This is a genomic window from Rhodococcus sp. IEGM 1366 (assembly GCF_033142425.1).
Lineage (GTDB): Bacteria > Actinomycetota > Actinomycetes > Mycobacteriales > Mycobacteriaceae > Rhodococcus_F > Rhodococcus_F globerula.
Window position 1 is genome coordinate 290013 of record NZ_JAWLRZ010000008.1, and the last position, 17412, is coordinate 307424.

At 63.5% G+C, this 17412-nt stretch carries 20 protein-coding genes and 2 riboswitches; of the genes, 11 read left to right on the forward strand and 9 right to left on the reverse strand.

Annotated elements, in window-relative coordinates:
• Window positions 1-4: 4 nt before the first annotated feature.
• Together R4P64_RS24870 and R4P64_RS24875 are read right to left on the reverse strand one after the other, a co-directional pair.
• Window positions 5-991 (reverse strand): glutamate ABC transporter substrate-binding protein, encoded by a 987-nt coding sequence (locus tag R4P64_RS24870; RefSeq protein WP_411742705.1) that lies wholly within the window; start codon window positions 989-991, stop codon window positions 5-7.
• Window positions 988-2340 carry a hypothetical protein gene (locus R4P64_RS24875; protein WP_317542471.1) on the reverse strand — a complete coding sequence of 451 codons (1353 nt, stop codon included), beginning with the start codon at window positions 2338-2340 and terminating at the stop codon, window positions 988-990. The genes R4P64_RS24870 and R4P64_RS24875 overlap by 4 nt, the downstream gene beginning before the upstream one ends.
• 163 nt (window positions 2341-2503) lie before the next feature.
• Here R4P64_RS24875 and R4P64_RS24880 point away from each other — a divergent pair, with 163 nt between their 5' ends.
• Window positions 2504-3094, forward strand: coding sequence for an NUDIX hydrolase (locus R4P64_RS24880; RefSeq protein ID WP_045064023.1), 591 nt, complete (start codon window positions 2504-2506; stop codon window positions 3092-3094).
• A gap of 140 nt (window positions 3095-3234) precedes the next feature.
• Here R4P64_RS24880 and R4P64_RS24885 read toward each other — a convergent pair whose 3' ends face one another.
• Complete coding sequence (locus tag R4P64_RS24885; protein ID WP_255285215.1) at window positions 3235-3366, reverse strand: hypothetical protein; 132 nt, start codon at window positions 3364-3366, stop codon at window positions 3235-3237.
• A 209-nt stretch (window positions 3367-3575) separates the two neighbouring features.
• Entirely contained in the window at window positions 3576-4268 is a 693-nt protein-coding gene (thiE, locus tag R4P64_RS24890) for a thiamine phosphate synthase (RefSeq protein WP_033235613.1), read from the reverse strand.
• Window positions 4269-4294: 26 nt separating this feature from the next.
• Window positions 4295-4441: riboswitch (TPP riboswitch) on the forward strand.
• A 2-nt stretch (window positions 4442-4443) separates the two neighbouring features.
• Here thiE and thiO point away from each other — a divergent pair.
• The 7 genes from thiO (at window position 4444) to R4P64_RS24925 (ending at window position 10797) form a co-directional block, all read left to right on the forward strand.
• The gene (gene thiO / locus R4P64_RS24895; RefSeq protein WP_095887948.1) at window positions 4444-5523 is read left to right on the forward strand and encodes a glycine oxidase ThiO; all 1080 of its coding nucleotides are present in this window, start codon (window positions 4444-4446) and stop codon (window positions 5521-5523) included.
• A complete protein-coding gene (thiS, locus tag R4P64_RS24900; protein ID WP_033235612.1) occupies window positions 5520-5735 on the forward strand; it encodes a sulfur carrier protein ThiS in 216 nt (71 codons plus the stop codon). The genes thiO and thiS overlap by 4 nt, the downstream gene beginning before the upstream one ends.
• Complete coding sequence (locus R4P64_RS24905; protein WP_033235611.1) at window positions 5728-6480, forward strand: thiazole synthase; 753 nt, start codon at window positions 5728-5730, stop codon at window positions 6478-6480. Before thiS ends, R4P64_RS24905 begins: the two co-directional genes overlap by 8 nt.
• Before the next feature lie 107 nt (window positions 6481-6587).
• Entirely contained in the window at window positions 6588-7562 is a 975-nt protein-coding gene (locus R4P64_RS24910; RefSeq protein ID WP_033235610.1) for an ABC transporter ATP-binding protein, read from the forward strand.
• Entirely contained in the window at window positions 7562-8329 is a 768-nt protein-coding gene (locus R4P64_RS24915; RefSeq protein ID WP_317823119.1) for an ABC transporter permease, read from the forward strand. The genes R4P64_RS24910 and R4P64_RS24915 overlap by 1 nt, the downstream gene beginning before the upstream one ends.
• Window positions 8330-8439: 110 nt before the next feature.
• Window positions 8440-9897 carry a M28 family peptidase gene (locus R4P64_RS24920; protein ID WP_179300743.1) on the forward strand — a complete coding sequence of 486 codons (1458 nt, stop codon included), beginning with the start codon at window positions 8440-8442 and terminating at the stop codon, window positions 9895-9897.
• 42 nt (window positions 9898-9939) lie between these two features.
• Window positions 9940-10797, forward strand: a complete 858-nt coding sequence (locus R4P64_RS24925) for an adenylate/guanylate cyclase domain-containing protein (RefSeq protein ID WP_317823120.1) — start codon at window positions 9940-9942, stop codon at window positions 10795-10797.
• Between the two features lie 5 nt (window positions 10798-10802).
• Here the strand turns inward: R4P64_RS24925 and thiD are convergent, their stop codons facing one another.
• Together thiD and thiC are read right to left on the reverse strand one after the other, a co-directional pair.
• The gene (thiD, locus tag R4P64_RS24930; protein WP_033235607.1) at window positions 10803-11645 is read right to left on the reverse strand and encodes a bifunctional hydroxymethylpyrimidine kinase/phosphomethylpyrimidine kinase; all 843 of its coding nucleotides are present in this window, start codon (window positions 11643-11645) and stop codon (window positions 10803-10805) included.
• Window positions 11642-13267: a phosphomethylpyrimidine synthase ThiC gene (gene thiC, locus R4P64_RS24935; protein ID WP_317823121.1), complete on the reverse strand. Its 1626-nt coding sequence runs from the start codon at window positions 13265-13267 to the stop codon at window positions 11642-11644. Before thiC ends, thiD begins: the two co-directional genes overlap by 4 nt.
• Window positions 13260-13367: riboswitch (TPP riboswitch) on the reverse strand. It overlaps the preceding gene by 8 nt.
• 144 nt (window positions 13368-13511) lie before the next feature.
• Here thiC and R4P64_RS24940 point away from each other — a divergent pair.
• Entirely contained in the window at window positions 13512-13907 is a 396-nt protein-coding gene (locus tag R4P64_RS24940; protein WP_373557452.1) for a GNAT family N-acetyltransferase, read from the forward strand.
• An 18-nt stretch (window positions 13908-13925) separates the two neighbouring features.
• Here R4P64_RS24940 and R4P64_RS24945 read toward each other — a convergent pair whose 3' ends face one another.
• The 3 genes from R4P64_RS24945 to R4P64_RS24955 are packed head-to-tail and all read right to left on the reverse strand — an operon-like array spanning window position 13926 to window position 16217.
• On the reverse strand, window positions 13926-14729 hold the full coding sequence (locus R4P64_RS24945) for an exodeoxyribonuclease III (RefSeq protein ID WP_033235606.1): 804 nt from the start codon (window positions 14727-14729) through the stop codon (window positions 13926-13928).
• Window positions 14730-14745: 16 nt separating this feature from the next.
• Window positions 14746-15597, reverse strand: coding sequence for a GNAT family N-acetyltransferase (locus R4P64_RS24950; protein WP_317823251.1), 852 nt, complete (start codon window positions 15595-15597; stop codon window positions 14746-14748).
• Window positions 15598-15626: 29 nt separating this feature from the next.
• On the reverse strand, window positions 15627-16217 hold the full coding sequence (locus R4P64_RS24955) for a peptide deformylase (protein ID WP_033235604.1): 591 nt from the start codon (window positions 16215-16217) through the stop codon (window positions 15627-15629).
• Window positions 16218-16399: 182 nt separating this feature from the next.
• On the opposite strand from R4P64_RS24955, the gene R4P64_RS24960 reads away from it, so the two are divergent.
• A complete protein-coding gene (locus tag R4P64_RS24960; RefSeq protein WP_033235603.1) occupies window positions 16400-16753 on the forward strand; it encodes a DUF3263 domain-containing protein in 354 nt (117 codons plus the stop codon).
• Between the two features lie 71 nt (window positions 16754-16824).
• Window positions 16825-17394, forward strand: coding sequence for a LytR C-terminal domain-containing protein (locus tag R4P64_RS24965; protein ID WP_033235602.1), 570 nt, complete (start codon window positions 16825-16827; stop codon window positions 17392-17394).
• Window positions 17395-17412 lie beyond the last annotated feature (18 nt).

The window sequence follows — 17412 nt, forward strand, 5'->3', positions numbered from 1 at the left end:
CGCCTCAATCCCGATACGCGGCAGGTGGGGGACCAGGAGTCGGTCCGAGCATGGTGAGCCAACGGTCGTAGAGAGAGTTCCAGGTGCCGTCGGTGCGGATCCGGTCCAGGGTGCCGTTCACGAATCGGACCAGATCGGTGTTGCCCGCGTTGATACCGATCCCGTACGGTTCGGTGCCCAACGAACTTCCGACCATGTCGAGATACGGGTCCTGCGAGGCAAGTCCGGCAAGAATGGTGTCGTCGGTGCTGATGGCGTCGACCTGCCCTTGTTGAAGTACCACAAGGCAATCCGACCACATCGGCACAGTGACAACCGTGGCCGCGGGTTGTAGTTTCTGGATGCGGCTCAGTGACGTCGTCCCGTTCGCGACACAGACCCGTTTATCGGCCAGGTCGTCGATATTGCGAATATCGGATCCCCGGACGACCAGAATGCGTTGGCGCGCAGTGAAGTATTCACTGGAGAACTCGATCTTCTCCCGCCGCTCGCAGGTGATGGACATGGTCTTGACGACGATGTCCACGGTGGAATCCTGCAGGGCTTCGATCCGCTCGTCGGACGTCAGGATTCGGTATTCGATCTTCTCGGGATCGCCGAGGACATCGCGGGCAACTTCACGGGCGATGTCGACGTCGAAACCCTCGAGGCGTCCGGTTGCGGGATCGCGGAAGCTCATGAGGTTGCTGCCGGTATCGAGTCCGACGATGAGGCGGCCACGTTCGCGAATCTTGTCGACACTCGGCTGCGGCGGGCGAGGATTTGCGTCGGCCGGGACCGGACGCAGGCTGGCCGTCGGATCTCCACAGTCGGCCGACGTTGTCGGCGTAGGGGTGGGCGCGATGGTCGCTTCAGCAGGTAGCGGCGGCTGCGTGTATGGCGTGGTGGTGGACGAGATGAGCTCCTCGCCGGGTTGGCCGCCGCACGCAACCAGGAACAGCGCGGCCACACCTGCCGCAACCAGCGCACGCGCTTTTCCTCTGCCGCTCACTGATACTCCCGCAGCCGTGGCCAGAATCCGGCGGCGATACCGACAACGCCAAGTATGGCCAGCATCGTCACTCCCGGAGCCGACGCTGACAACACACGCGAGGCGTGTGAGATGTCGGCGCGAAGGCTCTCACGGGAATCCGTTATCGCTTCCCACAAGGCGTCGTCGAGCGCGCGGTACTCGGCAGCGGAATCTTCCGCACCCGATCCGACGGCGATGTTCGCAGCTCCCGTGAAATCTCCGACGCCGAGGCGCAGAGCCATCCGATCGTGCGCCGCCACCCATTGATCGCGGGCGTCGATCGCCTGCGTGAGCACGGCGGTATCAACTCCCGACCGCCCATTGCCTTGCAGCTCACGGAGAATGGCGTCGACGTTGCTCACCTTGTTGATGAAGATGTCGGTCTCGTCGCCGTCGGAATCACGCTGGGCCAAACCCAGAGTCTCAACTGTTCGCGCTTGCTGGGCCATGATGCGGGCCTCGGTCAACTCGTGCAGCGGACCCGCTCCCGCGTCGAGCGCGCGGGTGGTGGTGATCGCCGAGATCAACCCGACCGTCAACAGCCAGATCAGCGCTGCAGCAACAGATATCGAGGCGAGGATCAATCCGAGATTGAAGCGTCGACGGCTGTGTTGCGCGATGCGGATCTGGACTGCGATGAGCATGGACAATGCCAGTGCAAATGCGATGATCGGCCACCACGGTGGGCGGACAAAATCATTCTGAACCTTGGTGACCTGCGCTTCTTGTGCGGAATGCAGGTGCTGAGCCGTGGGAAGCAAGGACGTTTGCATCAGATTCGACGCCTCGCCGAGATACGCGGCGCCCACGGGGTTTCCGACGCGATTGTTGGCACGCGCCGTCTCGATCAGCCCGGTGTACACAGTGAGGTCGGTCGAGATGGAGGTGAGGGCGGCTTGGCCGGCCATGTCCACAGTGTCGAGTCCGGCGGACGCGTTCACTATTTCTGCCGACGCCTCGCCGATCGACTGTGTATAGCGGTCGCGCACCGCCGGCGGTTCCAGTCCACCCCAGATGAACGCGGTGGCTGCGGCCGCGTCCGCAACCGACAGTGCGCTGTAGAGATTCTGAGCGGAGTTGGCAAGCGGTTCGGTTTCCGTCAGGACGTTGCCCAGGCGCGCTTGACGGTTCTCGATAGTCGCGGCGGCCAGGAATCCCGCCGCCAGGGTGAGCAAGATCAGGACTATCCCGACGGCGGTGAGGCGCCCGGGGGTCGACGTCATGAAATCGCGAAGTTCGCTCTGGATCATCGGCCTGGAGGCGGCTGTATCCACCGGGTCCTCGTCAGGCGGAGCGGGTGCGGTGCGAGGTTCGAGGGAGGGTGTCACGCGGCTGACCATCGAACACCTCTCACTCTCTGCACTCGGGCTGGAGGATCACTGGATTGCGGCCTCTTCGCGAGCATATAAGTATGGTCCGCACCGAGGGCAGATTGAACGGGTTAGTGTGGGGCAGGATAGTGGCGAATTTAAAGGCAGGGCGAGGTAGTCGATGCGTGGTGACGGTGACGGTTGGTCGGTCGGATCGGACGGAACTCGGCATTGGGGGCGTCACGGCGCCGCCGGATTGTTGTTGCGTGCCCCTGACGTAGACGGAACTCCGATGGTGCTGCTCCAGCATCGTGCGGCGTGGAGCCATCAGGGCGGAACCTGGGCTTTGCCGGGTGGCGCGCGTGACTCGCACGAAAACACAACGCATGCGGCAGTTCGAGAAGCACACGAAGAAGCCGGAATCGACGAGTCGTCGGTGCGTGTGCGGGGAGACGTCGTCACGATGCGCGCAGAGAGCGGATGGACCTATACGACGGTGGTTGCAGACGTCGAAAGTCCACTCGAGACGGTCGCGAATGGTGAGAGCACCGAATTGCGGTGGGTGCGCGAGGACGACGTCGAGAGCCTGCCGCTACATCCAGGATTTCATTCGGCCTGGCCGAGTTTGCGAACGTCCGTGGTTCCGGCGGACGAGGGAACGGATCAAGGCGGTGCCCGGACTGTTGTATTGCCGGACGGACGATTCGGTTGGACGTCGGGTAGTGCGGATTCTCTACAAGACGCCTCGGAGGCATCTCGCGCCCAGGCGTAGGACGGCTTCTCGCGCTCAGGCGTAAGACACTCCCGAGAAATACAAGAAGGGTCGGACTCGTCAGAGCCCGACCCTTTTCGTTGTAGTTTCGGCGCGGGCGGCAACGCGAACGAAGGGTCCGCAGCCAGCCGAAACGGCGCTCAGCTGAGCGTGTTCAGCGCGGTGATGAAGGAAACGGCGGTGATGCCGAGCTTGAGCAGTTCGCTGATCTTGCCGAGGTTCAAGTCTTCGAGTGAAGCGGTGCTCAGCGAGGCGGTGTCGATCGATCCCATGAAAACTCCTAAATTCGAATTGTTAGCTGAAGGTAAGCTATATCAGGAGAGTGCTGAACGCGGGACCAATGGACAGATCTGTGACCAAAATCACTAATTGGGATCATTCGGGCTGGTTAACGGACAATCGTGCAGCTTGTTTCTTGTCGAACTGGACAAGTTGACCAGTCCGGAACTTGCAGCTGGACGCGAGCTGAACTGGAAGGTAACTAGAACACCATCATGTCGGCGAGGCGGCGCGCGGCTGCCTGCGGATCCGCGGCTTCCGTGATCGCACGAACGACGACAATTCGGGTGGCTCCGGCTTCGATGACCTCCGGAACGCGCGCCTCGTCGATGCCGCCGATCGCAAACCAGGGACGCGTCGGCGTTGCATCGGCAGTCGAGCGGACCAGATCCAAGCCGGCCGCGCTGCGGTTCGGCTTGGTCGGTGTCGCCCAGACGGGGCCGGTGCAGAAGTAGTCGACGCCCTCTTCGATTGCAGCCAAACTTGCCTGCGCGCGTGAGCTCGTGGAACGGCCGATGACAACGTCGTCGCCGACAACCGTCCGCGCGTAGGGGACGGGGATGTCGTTCTGACCCAGGTGCAACACATCGGCGCCTGACGCCATGGCCAGGTCGGCGCGGTCGTTGACGGCCAGGAGTGCGCCGTGACGCCTCGCGGCAGCCGAGAGAACGCCAAGCGCGATCAGCTCGTCCTTGGCTTCGAGCGGCCCGAACTCGCGCTCGCCCGCGGAGCCCTTGTCTCGGAGCTGAATGATGTCGACGCCACCGGACAGCGCGGCTTCCGCGAACTGTGCAAGGTCGCCTTTGTCGCGACGTGCGTCGGTGCACAGGTACAGCCGTGCTGCTGCCAGGCGCTCGCGCCGGTCGAAGAGGTTACTGGGATGTGTGGGGTGCACGAAGCAAACGGTAGCCTCTAGGAAGCAAGGTTCGACACGGGAGTCCCGAAACTGTGCTGTCGCATTTGTCGCGAAGGCAAAGTTCGTGGGGCTGAGAGGGGATCGCGGCAAAGATCCCGACCGTCAGACCTGACCCGGATCATGCCGGCGCAGGAAGAAAAGGGTGGAATTTGTCATGAGTACGCACGCACGCTCGGTTGCGGTGGTCGGCGGGGGAGTCATCGGACTGTCCATTGCCTGGTACGCAGCGCGCGACGGATGGGCAGTACAGCTGTACGACCCGGCGATCGGAACCGGCGCATCCTGGGTCGCCGGTGGAATGCTCGCCCCGCTGTCCGAAGGATGGCCAGGTGAGGAAACGGCATTGACCGTCGGCGCAGCCTCGTTGGAGCGGTGGCCGGATTTCGGCGCGCACCTGCAGAAGTTCGGACCGTCGGTGTTCACCACCGACAGTTCACTCACCGTCGCTCTCGACAGCGCCGACGCCCAGGACCTGGCGACCATCGCGGAATGGGTCAGCGCGCAGGGGCACGAACTACAGATCCTCGGCCGAGCGCAGATCCGTGAACTCGAACCGATGCTCGGCCGCGGCATTCGCTCGGGGCTCATGGCTGTCGGTGAATCCGCTGTCGACAATCGTGTGTTGCTGGCCGCTCTGCAGGCCGCGTGCGTGGCGTCGGGCGTCGAATTGATCAACCGCGCTGTCCACGATCTCGCGGAACTCGATACCGATCAGATCGTGCTGAGCGCGGGAATCACCTCACCGAAGCTGTGGCCAGGATTACCCGTTCGGCCGGTCAAAGGTGAGATCCTGCGTTTGCGCAGCCGGCCGGGAGTGACGCCGGCGCCCAGTCGAACCATCCGCGGCAGCGTCCACGGCCGACCCGCGTACCTCGTGCCGCGCGGCGACGGAATCGTGGTCGGTGCAACACAATACGAATCGGGCGAGGACACGCAGGTCACTATGGCCGGTGTGCGAGACCTGATCAACGACGCCGAAGCACTCATGCCGGCGATCGGTGAATACGAACTCTACGAGTGCGCGGCCGGCTTGCGTCCGATGACGCCGGATAATCTACCGCTGATCGGCCGGGTCTCGGAGCGTGTTGTCATCTCTACCGGGCACGGCAGGAACGGTGTGCTCCTGACTCCGGTCACCGCAGACGCGACACTCGCGTTGTTGAACGGCACATCATTGGTCGAGGTCAAAGGAACCGAACCCCAGCGGTTCGCAGCAGTGAAGGAAAATTCATGAGTGAGCAGGTCCCGATCGGGATCACCGTCAACGGCGAAGAACTCGAATTCGATCGAGCCGTCACGGTGACCGAACTTCTGACACACCTCGAACTGCCAAGCAAGGGAATTGCCGTCGCCGTCGACGGTGCGCTCTTCCCGCGTGGGCGCTGGGACGAATCCGTCTCGCGTGGTTGGGAAATCGAGATCCTCACGGCGGTGCAGGGTGGCTGAACACGATCTACTGACTATCGCGGGCCGTACGTTCGGCTCGCGGCTCATCACCGGCACCGGCGGCGCTGCCAACCTCGCAGTTCTCGAGGAAGCGCTGGTCGCGTCCGGCACCGAACTGACCACTGTCGCGATGCGACGCGTCGACGCTGCCGGCGGTACCGGCGTGCTGGATCTGCTTCGGCGCCTCGGAATCGAACCACTACCGAACACGGCCGGATGCCGCGGCGCGGCCGAAGCGGTGTTGACGGCGCAGCTGGCACGTGAGGCGCTCGAGACCAGTTGGGTGAAACTCGAAGTCATCGCCGACGAGCGAACCCTGCTGCCCGACGCCATCGAACTTGTCTCCGCTGCAGAACAATTGGTCGACGACGGATTTACCGTGCTGCCGTACACGACGGACGATCCGGTTCTGGCGCTTCGGCTCGAAGAGGTCGGTTGCGCGGCGGTCATGCCGCTCGGTTCGCCCATCGGGACCGGGCTGGGCATCGCGAACCCGCACAACATCGAGATGATCGTCGAACGCGCAGGCGTGCCGGTCATTCTCGACGCCGGAATCGGAACGGCCAGCGACGCAACACTTGCCATGGAGCTGGGCTGCGACGCAGTGCTTCTCGCAACGGCGGTCACCAGGGCCAAGAATCCCGCGCTCATGGCGTCGGCGATGCGTCATGCCGTCGTTGCCGGTTTCGAGGCCAGGCACGCCGGCCGGATCCCGAAACGATTCTGGGCGCAGGCATCCTCCTAGGGGTCTTCTCGGGGTGGTTCCCGGGGTCCACGTCCTACCTGGGTACCACGTCGAACTAGACCTGCGACCGATGTGCAGGCGGTGCCGGATCAGGCAGAGTTCTGCTCATGATTGAACTGAGGGGATTGACCAAGGTTTACGGACCGACCAAGGCGGTGGACGATCTGACGTTCACCGTTCGCCCCGGCATCGTCACCGGGTTCCTCGGACCCAACGGCGCCGGCAAGTCGACGACGATGCGGATGATCCTGGGGCTGGATCGCCCGACGTCGGGTGAGGCGCTGATCGAAGGCAAGTCGTACCGCGAGCTCAAGGATCCGTTGCGTACCGTCGGCGCTTTGCTCGACGCGAAGTGGGTTCATCCGAACCGCAGCGCCAGGGCGCACCTGCAGTGGATGGCCGCGTCGAACGGGATTCCGAAGTCTCGGGTAGACGAGGTTCTCGGCCTCGTGGGGCTGTCCGAGGTTGCGGGCAAGAAGGCCGGCGGGTTCTCGCTCGGTATGTCTCAGCGTCTCGGCCTGGCCGGTGCGCTGCTGGGTGACCCGAAGGTGCTCCTGTTCGACGAGCCCGTCAACGGTCTCGATCCGGAGGGCATCGTCTGGATCCGTAAGTTCATGCAGCGACTGGCTGCCGAGGGACGCACCGTGCTGGTGTCGAGCCACTTGCTGTCGGAAATGGCTTTGACCGCGGAGCAATTGGTTGTCATCGGTCGAGGTCGACTGATCTCGGACTCGACTGTCGCCGAGTTCGTCGATCGTTCGTCCGAGTCGACGGTTCGAGTGCGTAGTCCTCAGCTCGATGCATTGCGCAGCGTGTTGACGTCGCAGGGATTGACGGTGCGCGAAGACGGTTCGAGTGTTGTTCCCGCTCTGGTCGTTGTCGATTCCACCACCGAAATCGTGGGTAACTTGGCTGGTGCGCAGGGAATTGTGCTGCACGAGTTGGCTTCTCAGCGTGGTTCGCTCGAGGATGCCTTCATGAAGCTCACCGGCGACGATGTCCAGTACCACGCGACCGGGGTCACAGGCCCCGCCGTCGCGCAACCGAACGCTCACCAGAATGTCATGGGAGGTGCACTGTAATGGCTGTTCTCAGTGCTGAACGCATCAAGATCACCACGACCAAATCGCCACTCTGGTGCTCGGTCATCATCGTTGTTCTCGCTCTCGGATTTGCCGCCATCATGGGCACGGTAGCCAAGTCTGCGCTGACGTCGGACGCCCAAGGCGCCCCCGAACTCGACGCGGCACTTGCCACCGCCGGAATCTCGGGCTTCGGAATCATGGTCCTCATGATCATGGCGGCACTCGCGATCACCAGTGAGTACCGCTTCGGAACGATTCGCACCACATTCCAGGCAGTGCCCAATCGGGCATCGGTTCTCGCCGCCAAAGCCGGCCTGATCGGTGGATTCGGGGCAGTCCTGACCTTCGTTCTGGCATTCGGTGCCTACGCGATGGCCAAGGTCTTGGCCGGTGCCGACGCCAGCGCCGGCTTGACGCTGTCGAGCAGCTCTGACTGGCGCGCGATGTACGGCATCCCGATCTACGCGTTCTTCTGCGTCGTACTAGCCGTGGGTGTCGGTGCGATCATTCGTCAGTCGGCCGGTGCGATCGCCTTGCTGCTGCTGTGGCCACTGCTCATCGAGAGCCTCTTTTCACTGTTCGGCAGCTTCGGCGAGAAGATCATGCCGTTCCTGCCCTTCAACAACGCAAACCACTTCCTCAGCCCTGAAATGACGACCGGCGATTTCCACTGGGGACCGTGGGGCAGCCTGATCTACTTCGCGGTGTTCGTGCTGGTCATCTTCGGCATCAGCATTGTCCTGGTGAATCGCCGCGACGCCTGACCTCGACGCCTGACCTCGACGCCTGACACTGTGCGCCCTTGTCGACCGCCCGCGGTTGATAAGGGCGCACTGCCGTTTCCTTATCGGCTCCCGCGGTTACTCTTTCGCGCATGAGACTCCATCACGCGTTGGCAATCGGCATAGCCGGGGTTCTGGTGCTTGGTGGATGTTCGGCCGGGGCCAGGCCCGCAGACACGGCACTGATCGAACCGCAGGCCTTCTCGGGGACGGTCACCGTCGACGCGGTCATGGGCCATCTCGATCAGTTCGGCAAGATCGCAGCTGCCAACGGTAATACTCGGTCCACGGAAACCCCGGGGTACGACGCCAGCGTCGACTACGTCGCAAACCTGCTCGAAGACAATGGTTTCGACGTGGAAACCCCGGAGTTCGCGTTCAGCTCCTTCGACCCAGGAACCGAGCTGTTGACCTCCTCAGACGGAGTCGACTTTCCGGTCCGCGCATTGACCTACTCGACGTCCACCGGACCGGACGGGATCACCGCACGCGTCGTGTCGGTACCCGCAGACGAGACACCAGGTTGTGAAGCCTCCGACTACGACGGGCTCGATGCTGCGGGAGCTATCGTCCTCGTCACCCGCGGGGTGTGCCAGTTCGGCGCCAAGCAGACCATCGCAGCAGATCAGGGCGCCGCTGCACTGTTGGTGGTCAACAACGAAGACGCGATGTTGGGCGGCGGAACCCTGGGCGATCCGGATATTGCGCGGATTCCCACGGGAGGCATCAGCCTGTCGTCGGGGCAACAGCTTGCCTCAGAGGGCGGTGACGTCACTCTGGTGCTGGACACGGTCACCACCACAACACGCTCGCGCAACGTCATCGCGCAGACGAAGACCGGATCAAGCAGCGACGTTGTCATGGTGGGCGCTCACCTGGACAGCGTTCCCGAGGGGCCAGGTATCAACGACAACGGCAGTGGCAGCGCGGCCATTCTGGAGACGGCGCTGCAGCTCGGTAGTTCGCCGGACATCACTAACGCGGTGCGGTTTGCGTTCTGGGGCGCCGAGGAACTCGGCCTCGTCGGCTCGACCGAGTACGTTGCCGGGCTCAGCCCGGAGGAACAAGCGGCCATCGCGCTGTATCTGAATTTCGACATGCTCGGCTCGCCCAACCCCGGATATCTGGTGTACGACGGTGACAATTCGGATGGTCTCGGCGAAGGTCCTGGCCCGGAAGGCTCCGCCGGTATCGAACGCACCTTTGTCGACTATCTCGGCGGTCGCGGAATTCCGGCAGAGGGAACCGACTTCGACGGACGATCTGACTACGGCCCGTTCATCGAGATCGGAATTCCGGCAGGCGGCGTGTTCAGCGGAGCCGAGGAGCTGAAAACCGTCGAGCAGGCACTGAAATGGGGCGGCGAGCCCGGCGTGAGTTTCGATCCGAATTATCACACCGCCTTGGACAATCTCGACAACATCGATCGGGACGCACTCGCCGCGAATTCCGCCGCGGTGGCGTTTGCGGTGGCAACGTATGCGCAGGATATCGGGGGCCTCAACGGAGTTCCGGTAGGCGAGGCCAGAACCTTGGCTCGAACCCGGTGATCATGAGGCGCGCGGTGAGCAGCTCTAGGTTACTCTCGAGTAATGAGCGATCCGATCCCGAGCGAAGTACCCGGTGACGTGCGCGATGCCGCTCCTTCCGGCGTCCGCTCGGTCATCGGATCGGTGCTCAACACCGCGTCGGATCTGAACGGACACCAGCAGCTCATCGAGGCGCTACGACGTGTACGTCGGTTGCTTCCGGGCGACCCGGGGTTCGGCGACCCGCTCTCCCTGTCGGGGCCTGGCGGCGCACGGGCGGTGGCACGCGTCGCCGATCGTTTTCTCGACCACAAACCGGCCGCTACCAGGGAAATGAGCCTCGGCGCGTTGCAGGTGTGGCAGGCGGCCCTCGAGAAGATGGGCCGAGGCCGTGGTGATCAGGAACTGACTATCGTCTTCACGGACCTCGTCGGTTTCTCCACGTGGTCGCTCCACGCCGGCGACGGGGCGACGCTCGCGCTCCTGCGGGCGGTCGCGCAAGCTGTCGAAACACCCATCACGGATCGCTACGGTCACGTCGTGAAACGGATGGGCGACGGACTCATGGCAGTGTTCACCAGCCCAGACGCGGCAGTCTCCGCGGTCTTCGCGGCGCAGGAAGCCCTGGCGCAGGTCAACCTCGACGGCTATCGGCCCAAGATGCGCGTCGGCCTCCACACCGGAACACCCCGGCAACTGGGCGACGACTGGTTGGGTGTCGACGTCACCATCGCCGCCCGGATGATGGGATTGGGCGGCGACGGCAACGTCATGATGTCTGCGGCAACTCTCGAAGAACTTGCGCCGGGAACCCTCGAAGAGCTGAACCTGGAGATCCGTCCGTGGCGCCGCGGATTCTTTGCGACGACGCCGAACGGAGTACCGCAGGATCTGGGTATCTGGCGCGTGTGGCAGGCCTGATACTCCTACATTTCGAGCCGCCACAACGGTGACACGGGGCCGTGACCGGCTCCGAGGTCGTACGACGCCTCGAGGCACTTGGTCACCCATTCCTTGCCGAATGCGACGGCGTCGGGAACCGAATAACCGTGTGCCAGAGCGCACGTGATGGCAGCAGCCAGGGTGTCGCCGCCGCCGTGATCGTTGCCGGTCGCGATGCGGGGACTGCTGAACTCGAGGAAAGTGTCACCGTCGAACAACAGGTCGGTGCTCATGTCCGAGGTGCGCAGATGTCCACCCTTCACGATGGACCACTGAGCGCCCAAACCGTGAAGGGCCTCGGCTGCGCGACGTGCGGTGGCGTCGTCTTGGACGTCGATGCCGGTGATCAACCGAATTTCGTCGAGGTTCGGTGTCACAACAGTTGCGGCGGGGATAAGGACGTTGCGGACAGCGTCGAGCGCTTCCGCGTGCAGGAGAGGATCGCCGTGCATCGACGCACACACGGGGTCGACGACAAGCGGGATCGGCCGGTCGCGGCCGATCCCCACCTCCGCGGCAACCGCAGCTACCGCTTCGATGATGGTTGTCGACGCCAGCATGCCGGTCTTGGCGGCGCCGATGCCGATATCCGACACCACCGTCCGCACCTGATCGGCGACAACCTGCGGTGGAATCTCGTGGAAACCGCTGACGCCCACCGAATTCTGCACGGTGACGGCCGCAACGGCCACGCACGCGTGGACGCCGCACATTGCCATCGTGCGGGAGTCGGCTTGGATGCCGGCGCCGCCGCCGGAATCGGTGCCGGCGATGGTGAGGGCACGAATCGGCGTCTGGCCGGAGGGCGTCAGGGGAAGCAGGTTCACGTCGGAGAGCCTACCGATCGGACCTGGGGAAACCCCAGTTCGGTCCGGGCAGGTTCGGTTTCGAGGAGGTCCGCGTACTGACGGACGTCCGCCGAGATCCGCATCGAGCAGAACTTCGGACCGCACATCGAACAGAAATGCGCGGTCTTGGCGGGCTCGGCCGGAAGCGTCTCGTCGTGGAATTCTCGTGCCGTATCCGGATCGAGCGACAACGCGAACTGATCCAGCCAACGAAACTCGAAGCGCGCCTTGGACAGTGCGTCGTCCCGGGCCTGAGCGTTGGGGTGTCCCTTGGCGAGGTCCGCAGCGTGCGCGGCAATCTTGTACGTGATCACCCCGGTTTTCACGTCGTCGCGGTTGGGCAGGCCGAGGTGCTCTTTGGGGGTGACGTAACAGAGCATCGCGGTTCCGGCCCGCGCGATCATCGCTGCTCCGATGGCCGACGTTATGTGGTCATAGGCAGGCGCGATGTCTGTCGCGAGCGGTCCGAGTGTGTAGAACGGCGCCTCGTCGCACAGTTCTTCCTCGAGGCGGACGTTCTCTTCGATCTTGTCCATGGGAACGTGTCCCGGACCCTCGATCATGACCTGGACGCCCGCGGCTTTCGCGATCTGGGTGAGCTCGCCCAGTGTGCGCAACTCCGCGAATTGCGCGGCGTCGTTCGCGTCGGCGATCGAACCGGGGCGAAGACCGTCACCGAGGGAGAACGTGACGTCGTAACGCCGCAGGATCTCGCACAGTTCGTCGAAGTGGGTGTACAGGAACGACTCCTGGCGATGGTGCATGCACCACGCGGCCATGATCGCGCCGCCGCGAGAAACGATTCCCGTCACTCGGTTGGCGGTCAGAGCGATGTAGCCGATTCGCACACCCGCGTGGACGGTCATGTAGTCCACACCCTGCTCACACTGCTCGATTACCGTGTCGCGGTAGATCTCCCACGTCAGGGCGGTGGGGTCACCGTTGACCTTCTCCAGTGCCTGATAGATCGGAACCGTGCCAACCGGAACGGGTGAGTTCCGCAGAATCCACTCACGGGTGAGATGGATGTCCTTGCCGGTCGACAGGTCCATGATGGTGTCGGCGCCCCACCGGATCGCCCACACCATCTTCTCGACTTCCTCTGCCACAGAAGATGTTACGGCGGAGTTGCCGATGTTTGCATTGATCTTCACGGCAAACTTCTTGCCGATGATCATCGGTTCCAGTTCGCCGTGTCGATGGTTGGCCGGGATCACGGCCCGGCCTCTGGCTACCTCGGAACGAATGAGTTCCGCGGTAACACCCTCTCGGACAGCGCAATAGCGCATCTCCGGGGTGATCACGCCGGCTCTGGCGCATTCCAATTGTGTCGAATCTCGTGCACTCCGCTCCCACGCGTCACGCGTTCTGAGGAGGCCGCGGTCGAGATCGATCGTGGCGGCGGTATCGGTGTACGGACCTGACGTGTCGTACAGATCCAGATGCTCACCAGTGGTGAGGGTGACGCGTCGAAGCGGGATCCGGAGCGAATCCGATTCGAGATAGTGCTTGCTGCTGCCCTCGATCGGGCCGGTAGTCACAGCTGCCACGCCGTGGACAGCCTTGTTGGGGACAGTCTTGTTGACAGACTTCTCGTGCATTAATGCGCTCCCTACGCCGGCATTACCCGGTCAGGTTCATCCGGTCGACGGCCCTAGCCGTCCTCTCAGCCCGCTGGTGCGAGCCCCCGTGGTGGTCGTATGAAATTTTGTGCGCGTGCTGTCACAACGGCACCGGGCGACTGTATCTCAGTACCGAAAGAAAATCTCGGGTGCGATTGCGGTGGGGTCGTTTTCGGTGCGAAAATTGGGCGATCCCGGGACAGCGTCGTCGGCAACTGTTTCTATGAGTGTCATGGATCACAGTTTGGGTACCGTGCGTGCAGCAGTGGAGGTTTCCACCATGAACAACTCCGCCATGAATAACACCGACATCACGCTGATCGACAACCCGTCACATGAACGGTTCGAATTGCTCGCGGGCGACGAACTGGTCGGCATCCTCGGCTATCGCGACGAAGACGAGATCCTCGGGTGCGGCGCCGAAGCCGGCGATGTGGTGGCGTACATGCATACCGTCGTCAAGGAAGAGTACGGCGGCCAGGGAATGGCAGCCGTATTGGTGCAGTTCTCGATGGATTGCGCCCGCGAACGTGAGTGGTCGGTTCGCCCGGTGTGCTCGTACGTGCAGCGATACCTCGGCGAGCATCCCGAATATCTCGATCTGCTCGTCGAGGACTGACCGCGCCGCTCCCGCTTTTCAGGAACCCAGCTGTGCGATCACAGGGGCGTGATCGCTGGCGCCCTTGCCTTTACGCTCGTTCCGATCGATTTCGGCTGACTCGACGCGAGCCGCCAGTGCGGGCGAGCCGAGAATGAAGTCGATGCGCATTCCCTGCTTCTTGGGGAAGCGGAGCTGCGTGTAGTCCCAGTACGTGTACACGCCGGGACCGGGAGTGTGGGGGCGGACGACGTCCGTGAAACCGGACGAGATGAACGCGTCGAAAGCAGCGCGCTCGGCCGGCGACGTATGAGTCTTGCCTTCGAAGACAGCGGGATCCCAGACGTCCTCGTCGGTGGGTGCGACATTCCAGTCGCCGACGAGGGCGATCTGCTCGTCCGGGTTCTGCTTCAGCCAGCCTTCGGCGTCGTCGCGCAGCTTGGCGAGCCAATCAAGCTTGTACGCGTAATGGGGATCGTCGAGTTCACGGCCGTTGGGAACATACAGGCTCCACACCCGCACCCCGCCACACGTCGCGCCGATCGCGCGGGCCTCGCGCACCTGCTCCGCTTCGGGGTCCTTGGTGAAGCCCGGCTGATCCTCGAAGCCGATCTGCACGTCGTCGAGACCGACACGAGAGGCGATAGCGACGCCGTTCCACTGGCTGAGTCCGACGTGAGCGACCTTGTAGCCGATCTCCTCGAAACGTTCGTACGGGAACTGCTCGTCCTTGCACTTGGTTTCCTGCATCGCCAGGACATCGACGTCGGATCGGTCGAGCCAATCGATGATCCGGTCGGTACGGGCACGGACGGAGTTGACGTTCCAGGTAGCTATGCGCACGCGGGCAAGCCTAGCGTCAGGCACCGACAGGCGCGGTGGCGTACCGGTAGCGATGATGTTCGACGAAGCCGAGCGAGCGAGCTGTGGCGACTGCCGCGGCGTTGTCTTCGGGAACGGCCAGGTAAGCATGGGTTGCGCCCTGGATTCGACTCCACCCGAGCAAGTCAGTGCAGATCAGAGTGCCGATTCCGTGCCGTCGGTGCGCATCCGCCACCGCGAGATCGAGCAGACCTGCCCACCGACGGCCGTCGGGCGCGTCGCTGACGGCGACTCGTGCCGAAGCCAGGATCATCGTGTCGGCGCTGCCGATCGTTCCGGTGGCCACGCGCGTGAGAGTGTCCCCGGTGCGAGCGTCGTCGATGGTGGTCGTGAACTGTGGCGGCGTCGGGGCTACGTTGTCGAGGTCGGCGGCAAATATGATGCCCTCGCCGCCGGAAATCCACGTGGGCGGGGCAATTCCGAGGCGGTCGGGCAGCATCAGAGTGGTCGGACGTCCCCGACCTGCGAACCAGGAGCGGATGGCCGCCAGCGTTTCCGGGGTTCGCGACGCACTGCCGCCGGGTTCGCCGAGGGGGAGTGCCGAGTCCATGTCATGGGGCGAGTGCCCGATGCGCAGCAGCCAACCGTCGATCCGAGCCTGCTCGGTTCCCGGTGAACCGGCGGCCGCCGCGATCTCGAGGTTGCGGATGTCGCCCACCCGAATGGGCCGCGCTGCAAGAAGTTTGAGCGCGATTACCTGATCCGCCGATACGGTGACAACACGCCCGTCGTTGCCGCGAACCGTGATCGGGTCCGCGGATTCGAGGGTGCCGATCACGTCGGTCATCGGATGCGAGTAGCCGGGTGGGAGCTTGTACCGCAGCACCACCCGGCTACCGATCGAGATGGGCAAATGTCTCAGTCTTCGTCGTCGTGGCCGAACGGATCGTCGACCGTACCCGGAGTCCAGGTCAATCCGGGCTTACCCCAACCGGACTGCTTGATGGCCTTCTTCGCGGCGCGCGCATTCCGGCCGATCAGAACGTCGGTGTACAGGAAGCCGTCGAGGTGGCCGGTTTCGTGCTGGAGCATCCGGGCGAAGAATCCGGTGCCCTCGTACTCGACAGGGTTGCCGTCGGCGTCGGTTCCGGTGACCTTGGCCCAGTCGGCGCGGCCGGTGGGGAACTGCTCGCCGGGAACGGAAAGGCAGCCTTCGAAGTCGTCCTCGGGATCGGGCATCGTCTCGGGGATTTCCGACGTCTCGAGGACGGGGTTGACCACAACTCCGCGTCGGCGGGTGTCGCTACGATCGTCACCTGGGCAGTCGAACACGAAAAGACGCAGCGAAACACCGACCTGATTGGCCGCGAGGCCGACGCCGTTGGCGGCGTCCATCGTCTCGTACATGTCGGCGATCAGTTCGGCGATTTCCGCCGGAGACTGCGTGACCGGCTTTGTGGGCTCGTGCAGTACCGGGTCGCCGACGATTCGGATGGGGAGGATAGCCATGGCGTCAAGGATAGTGCGGCGCGCCCGCGTGGTTATCGCGGCCCGCCCGATACCTCGTGGTTCAATGGTTGCTGAAGAACAACGATGTGATTTGTTGCTCGGTCGGGCCACGCACCCGGGGGAACGCGGGCAACAGGGGGACACAGTCTCACTGACGGCGAATACAGCAGTCGAGGAGTGACATGGACAGCGCAGTTGCGCGTAGTCGAAGCCGGACCGATGGCGCCGAGGTCGAAGATGCTGCGGGCGTCAGCTCTGCCGGAATCAACGATGTCGGCGAAGACGGGCTTACTCGCCGAGAACACGACATTCTTTCCTTCGAACGCCAATGGTGGAAGTACGCCGGCGCGAAGGAAGTAGCGATCAAAGAGTTGTTCGACATGTCGGCAACCCGCTACTACCAGGTGCTCAATGCACTCGTTGATCGCCCCGAATCGTTGGCGGCCGATCCGATGCTGGTCAAACGCCTGCGCCGGTTGCGTGCCAGCCGGCAGAAGGCCCGGGCGGCTCGTCGCCTCGGCTTCGAAGTGACCTGAAGCCGCAAAACCTGCACACAAACCTCTGTCGATGAACGGTCGAACCGCCCACTGGCGATAGGGTCGAGAGTGTGAGTACCCCGAAAGAGCAGCCGTCCGGACCACCCCTACGCGCTATCGCCATGGTGCTGATCGCCCTCGCGATCGTGTTCATCGGGCTCGGTGCGGCGTCACTCGGCGGTTCCGATTCCGACACCACGGCGGCCGAGCAGACCGAGACGAGCGCGCCGGCCGCAACCACAACAGCGGTTGCCCCCGTGACAACAGCACCGGCTGCCAAAACCGGCACCGACTCCGCGGAAACCACGACGACACGCCCGTCCGCGACCACGACATCAGCCGGCGCGTCGGTGAGTGTCGATCCGTCGACTGTCAGTGTCCGGGTGCTCAACAACAGCACGGTATCCGGGCTCGCAGCAGGAACCGCGGAAGAATTGACCGCTGCGGGTTGGAACGTCGAGGAGACGGGTAACTACAGCGAAGGAACGGTGAGCACCACCACGGTGTACTACGGATCTTCCGCGGCCGAGAAGGCAGCGGCGCAGCAGATTGCCGCCGAACTCGGTGTGACCGCAGAGCCACGATTTGCCGGTATCGCAAGCGCGTCGCCCGGTGTGATCGTCATCGTCACGTCCAACTGACCCGTCGGTTCGGACGAC

Coding starts and splice junctions, on each gene's coding strand:
- R4P64_RS24880 (WP_045064023.1), top strand. CDS start 2,504: ATGCGTGGTGACGGTGACGGTTGGTCGGTCGGATCGGACGGAACTCGG.
- R4P64_RS24885 (WP_255285215.1), bottom strand. CDS start 3,366: ATGGGATCGATCGACACCGCCTCGCTGAGCACCGCTTCACTCGAAGAC.
- thiO (WP_095887948.1), top strand. CDS start 4,444: ATGAGTACGCACGCACGCTCGGTTGCGGTGGTCGGCGGGGGAGTCATC.
- thiS (WP_033235612.1), top strand. CDS start 5,520: ATGAGTGAGCAGGTCCCGATCGGGATCACCGTCAACGGCGAAGAACTC.
- R4P64_RS24910 (WP_033235610.1), top strand. CDS start 6,588: ATGATTGAACTGAGGGGATTGACCAAGGTTTACGGACCGACCAAGGCG.
- R4P64_RS24915 (WP_317823119.1), top strand. CDS start 7,562: ATGGCTGTTCTCAGTGCTGAACGCATCAAGATCACCACGACCAAATCG.
- R4P64_RS24920 (WP_179300743.1), top strand. CDS start 8,440: ATGAGACTCCATCACGCGTTGGCAATCGGCATAGCCGGGGTTCTGGTG.
- R4P64_RS24925 (WP_317823120.1), top strand. CDS start 9,940: ATGAGCGATCCGATCCCGAGCGAAGTACCCGGTGACGTGCGCGATGCC.
- thiC (WP_317823121.1), bottom strand. CDS start 13,267: ATGCACGAGAAGTCTGTCAACAAGACTGTCCCCAACAAGGCTGTCCAC.
- R4P64_RS24940 (WP_373557452.1), top strand. CDS start 13,512: ATGAGTGTCATGGATCACAGTTTGGGTACCGTGCGTGCAGCAGTGGAG.
- R4P64_RS24955 (WP_033235604.1), bottom strand. CDS start 16,217: ATGGCTATCCTCCCCATCCGAATCGTCGGCGACCCGGTACTGCACGAG.
- R4P64_RS24960 (WP_033235603.1), top strand. CDS start 16,400: ATGGACAGCGCAGTTGCGCGTAGTCGAAGCCGGACCGATGGCGCCGAG.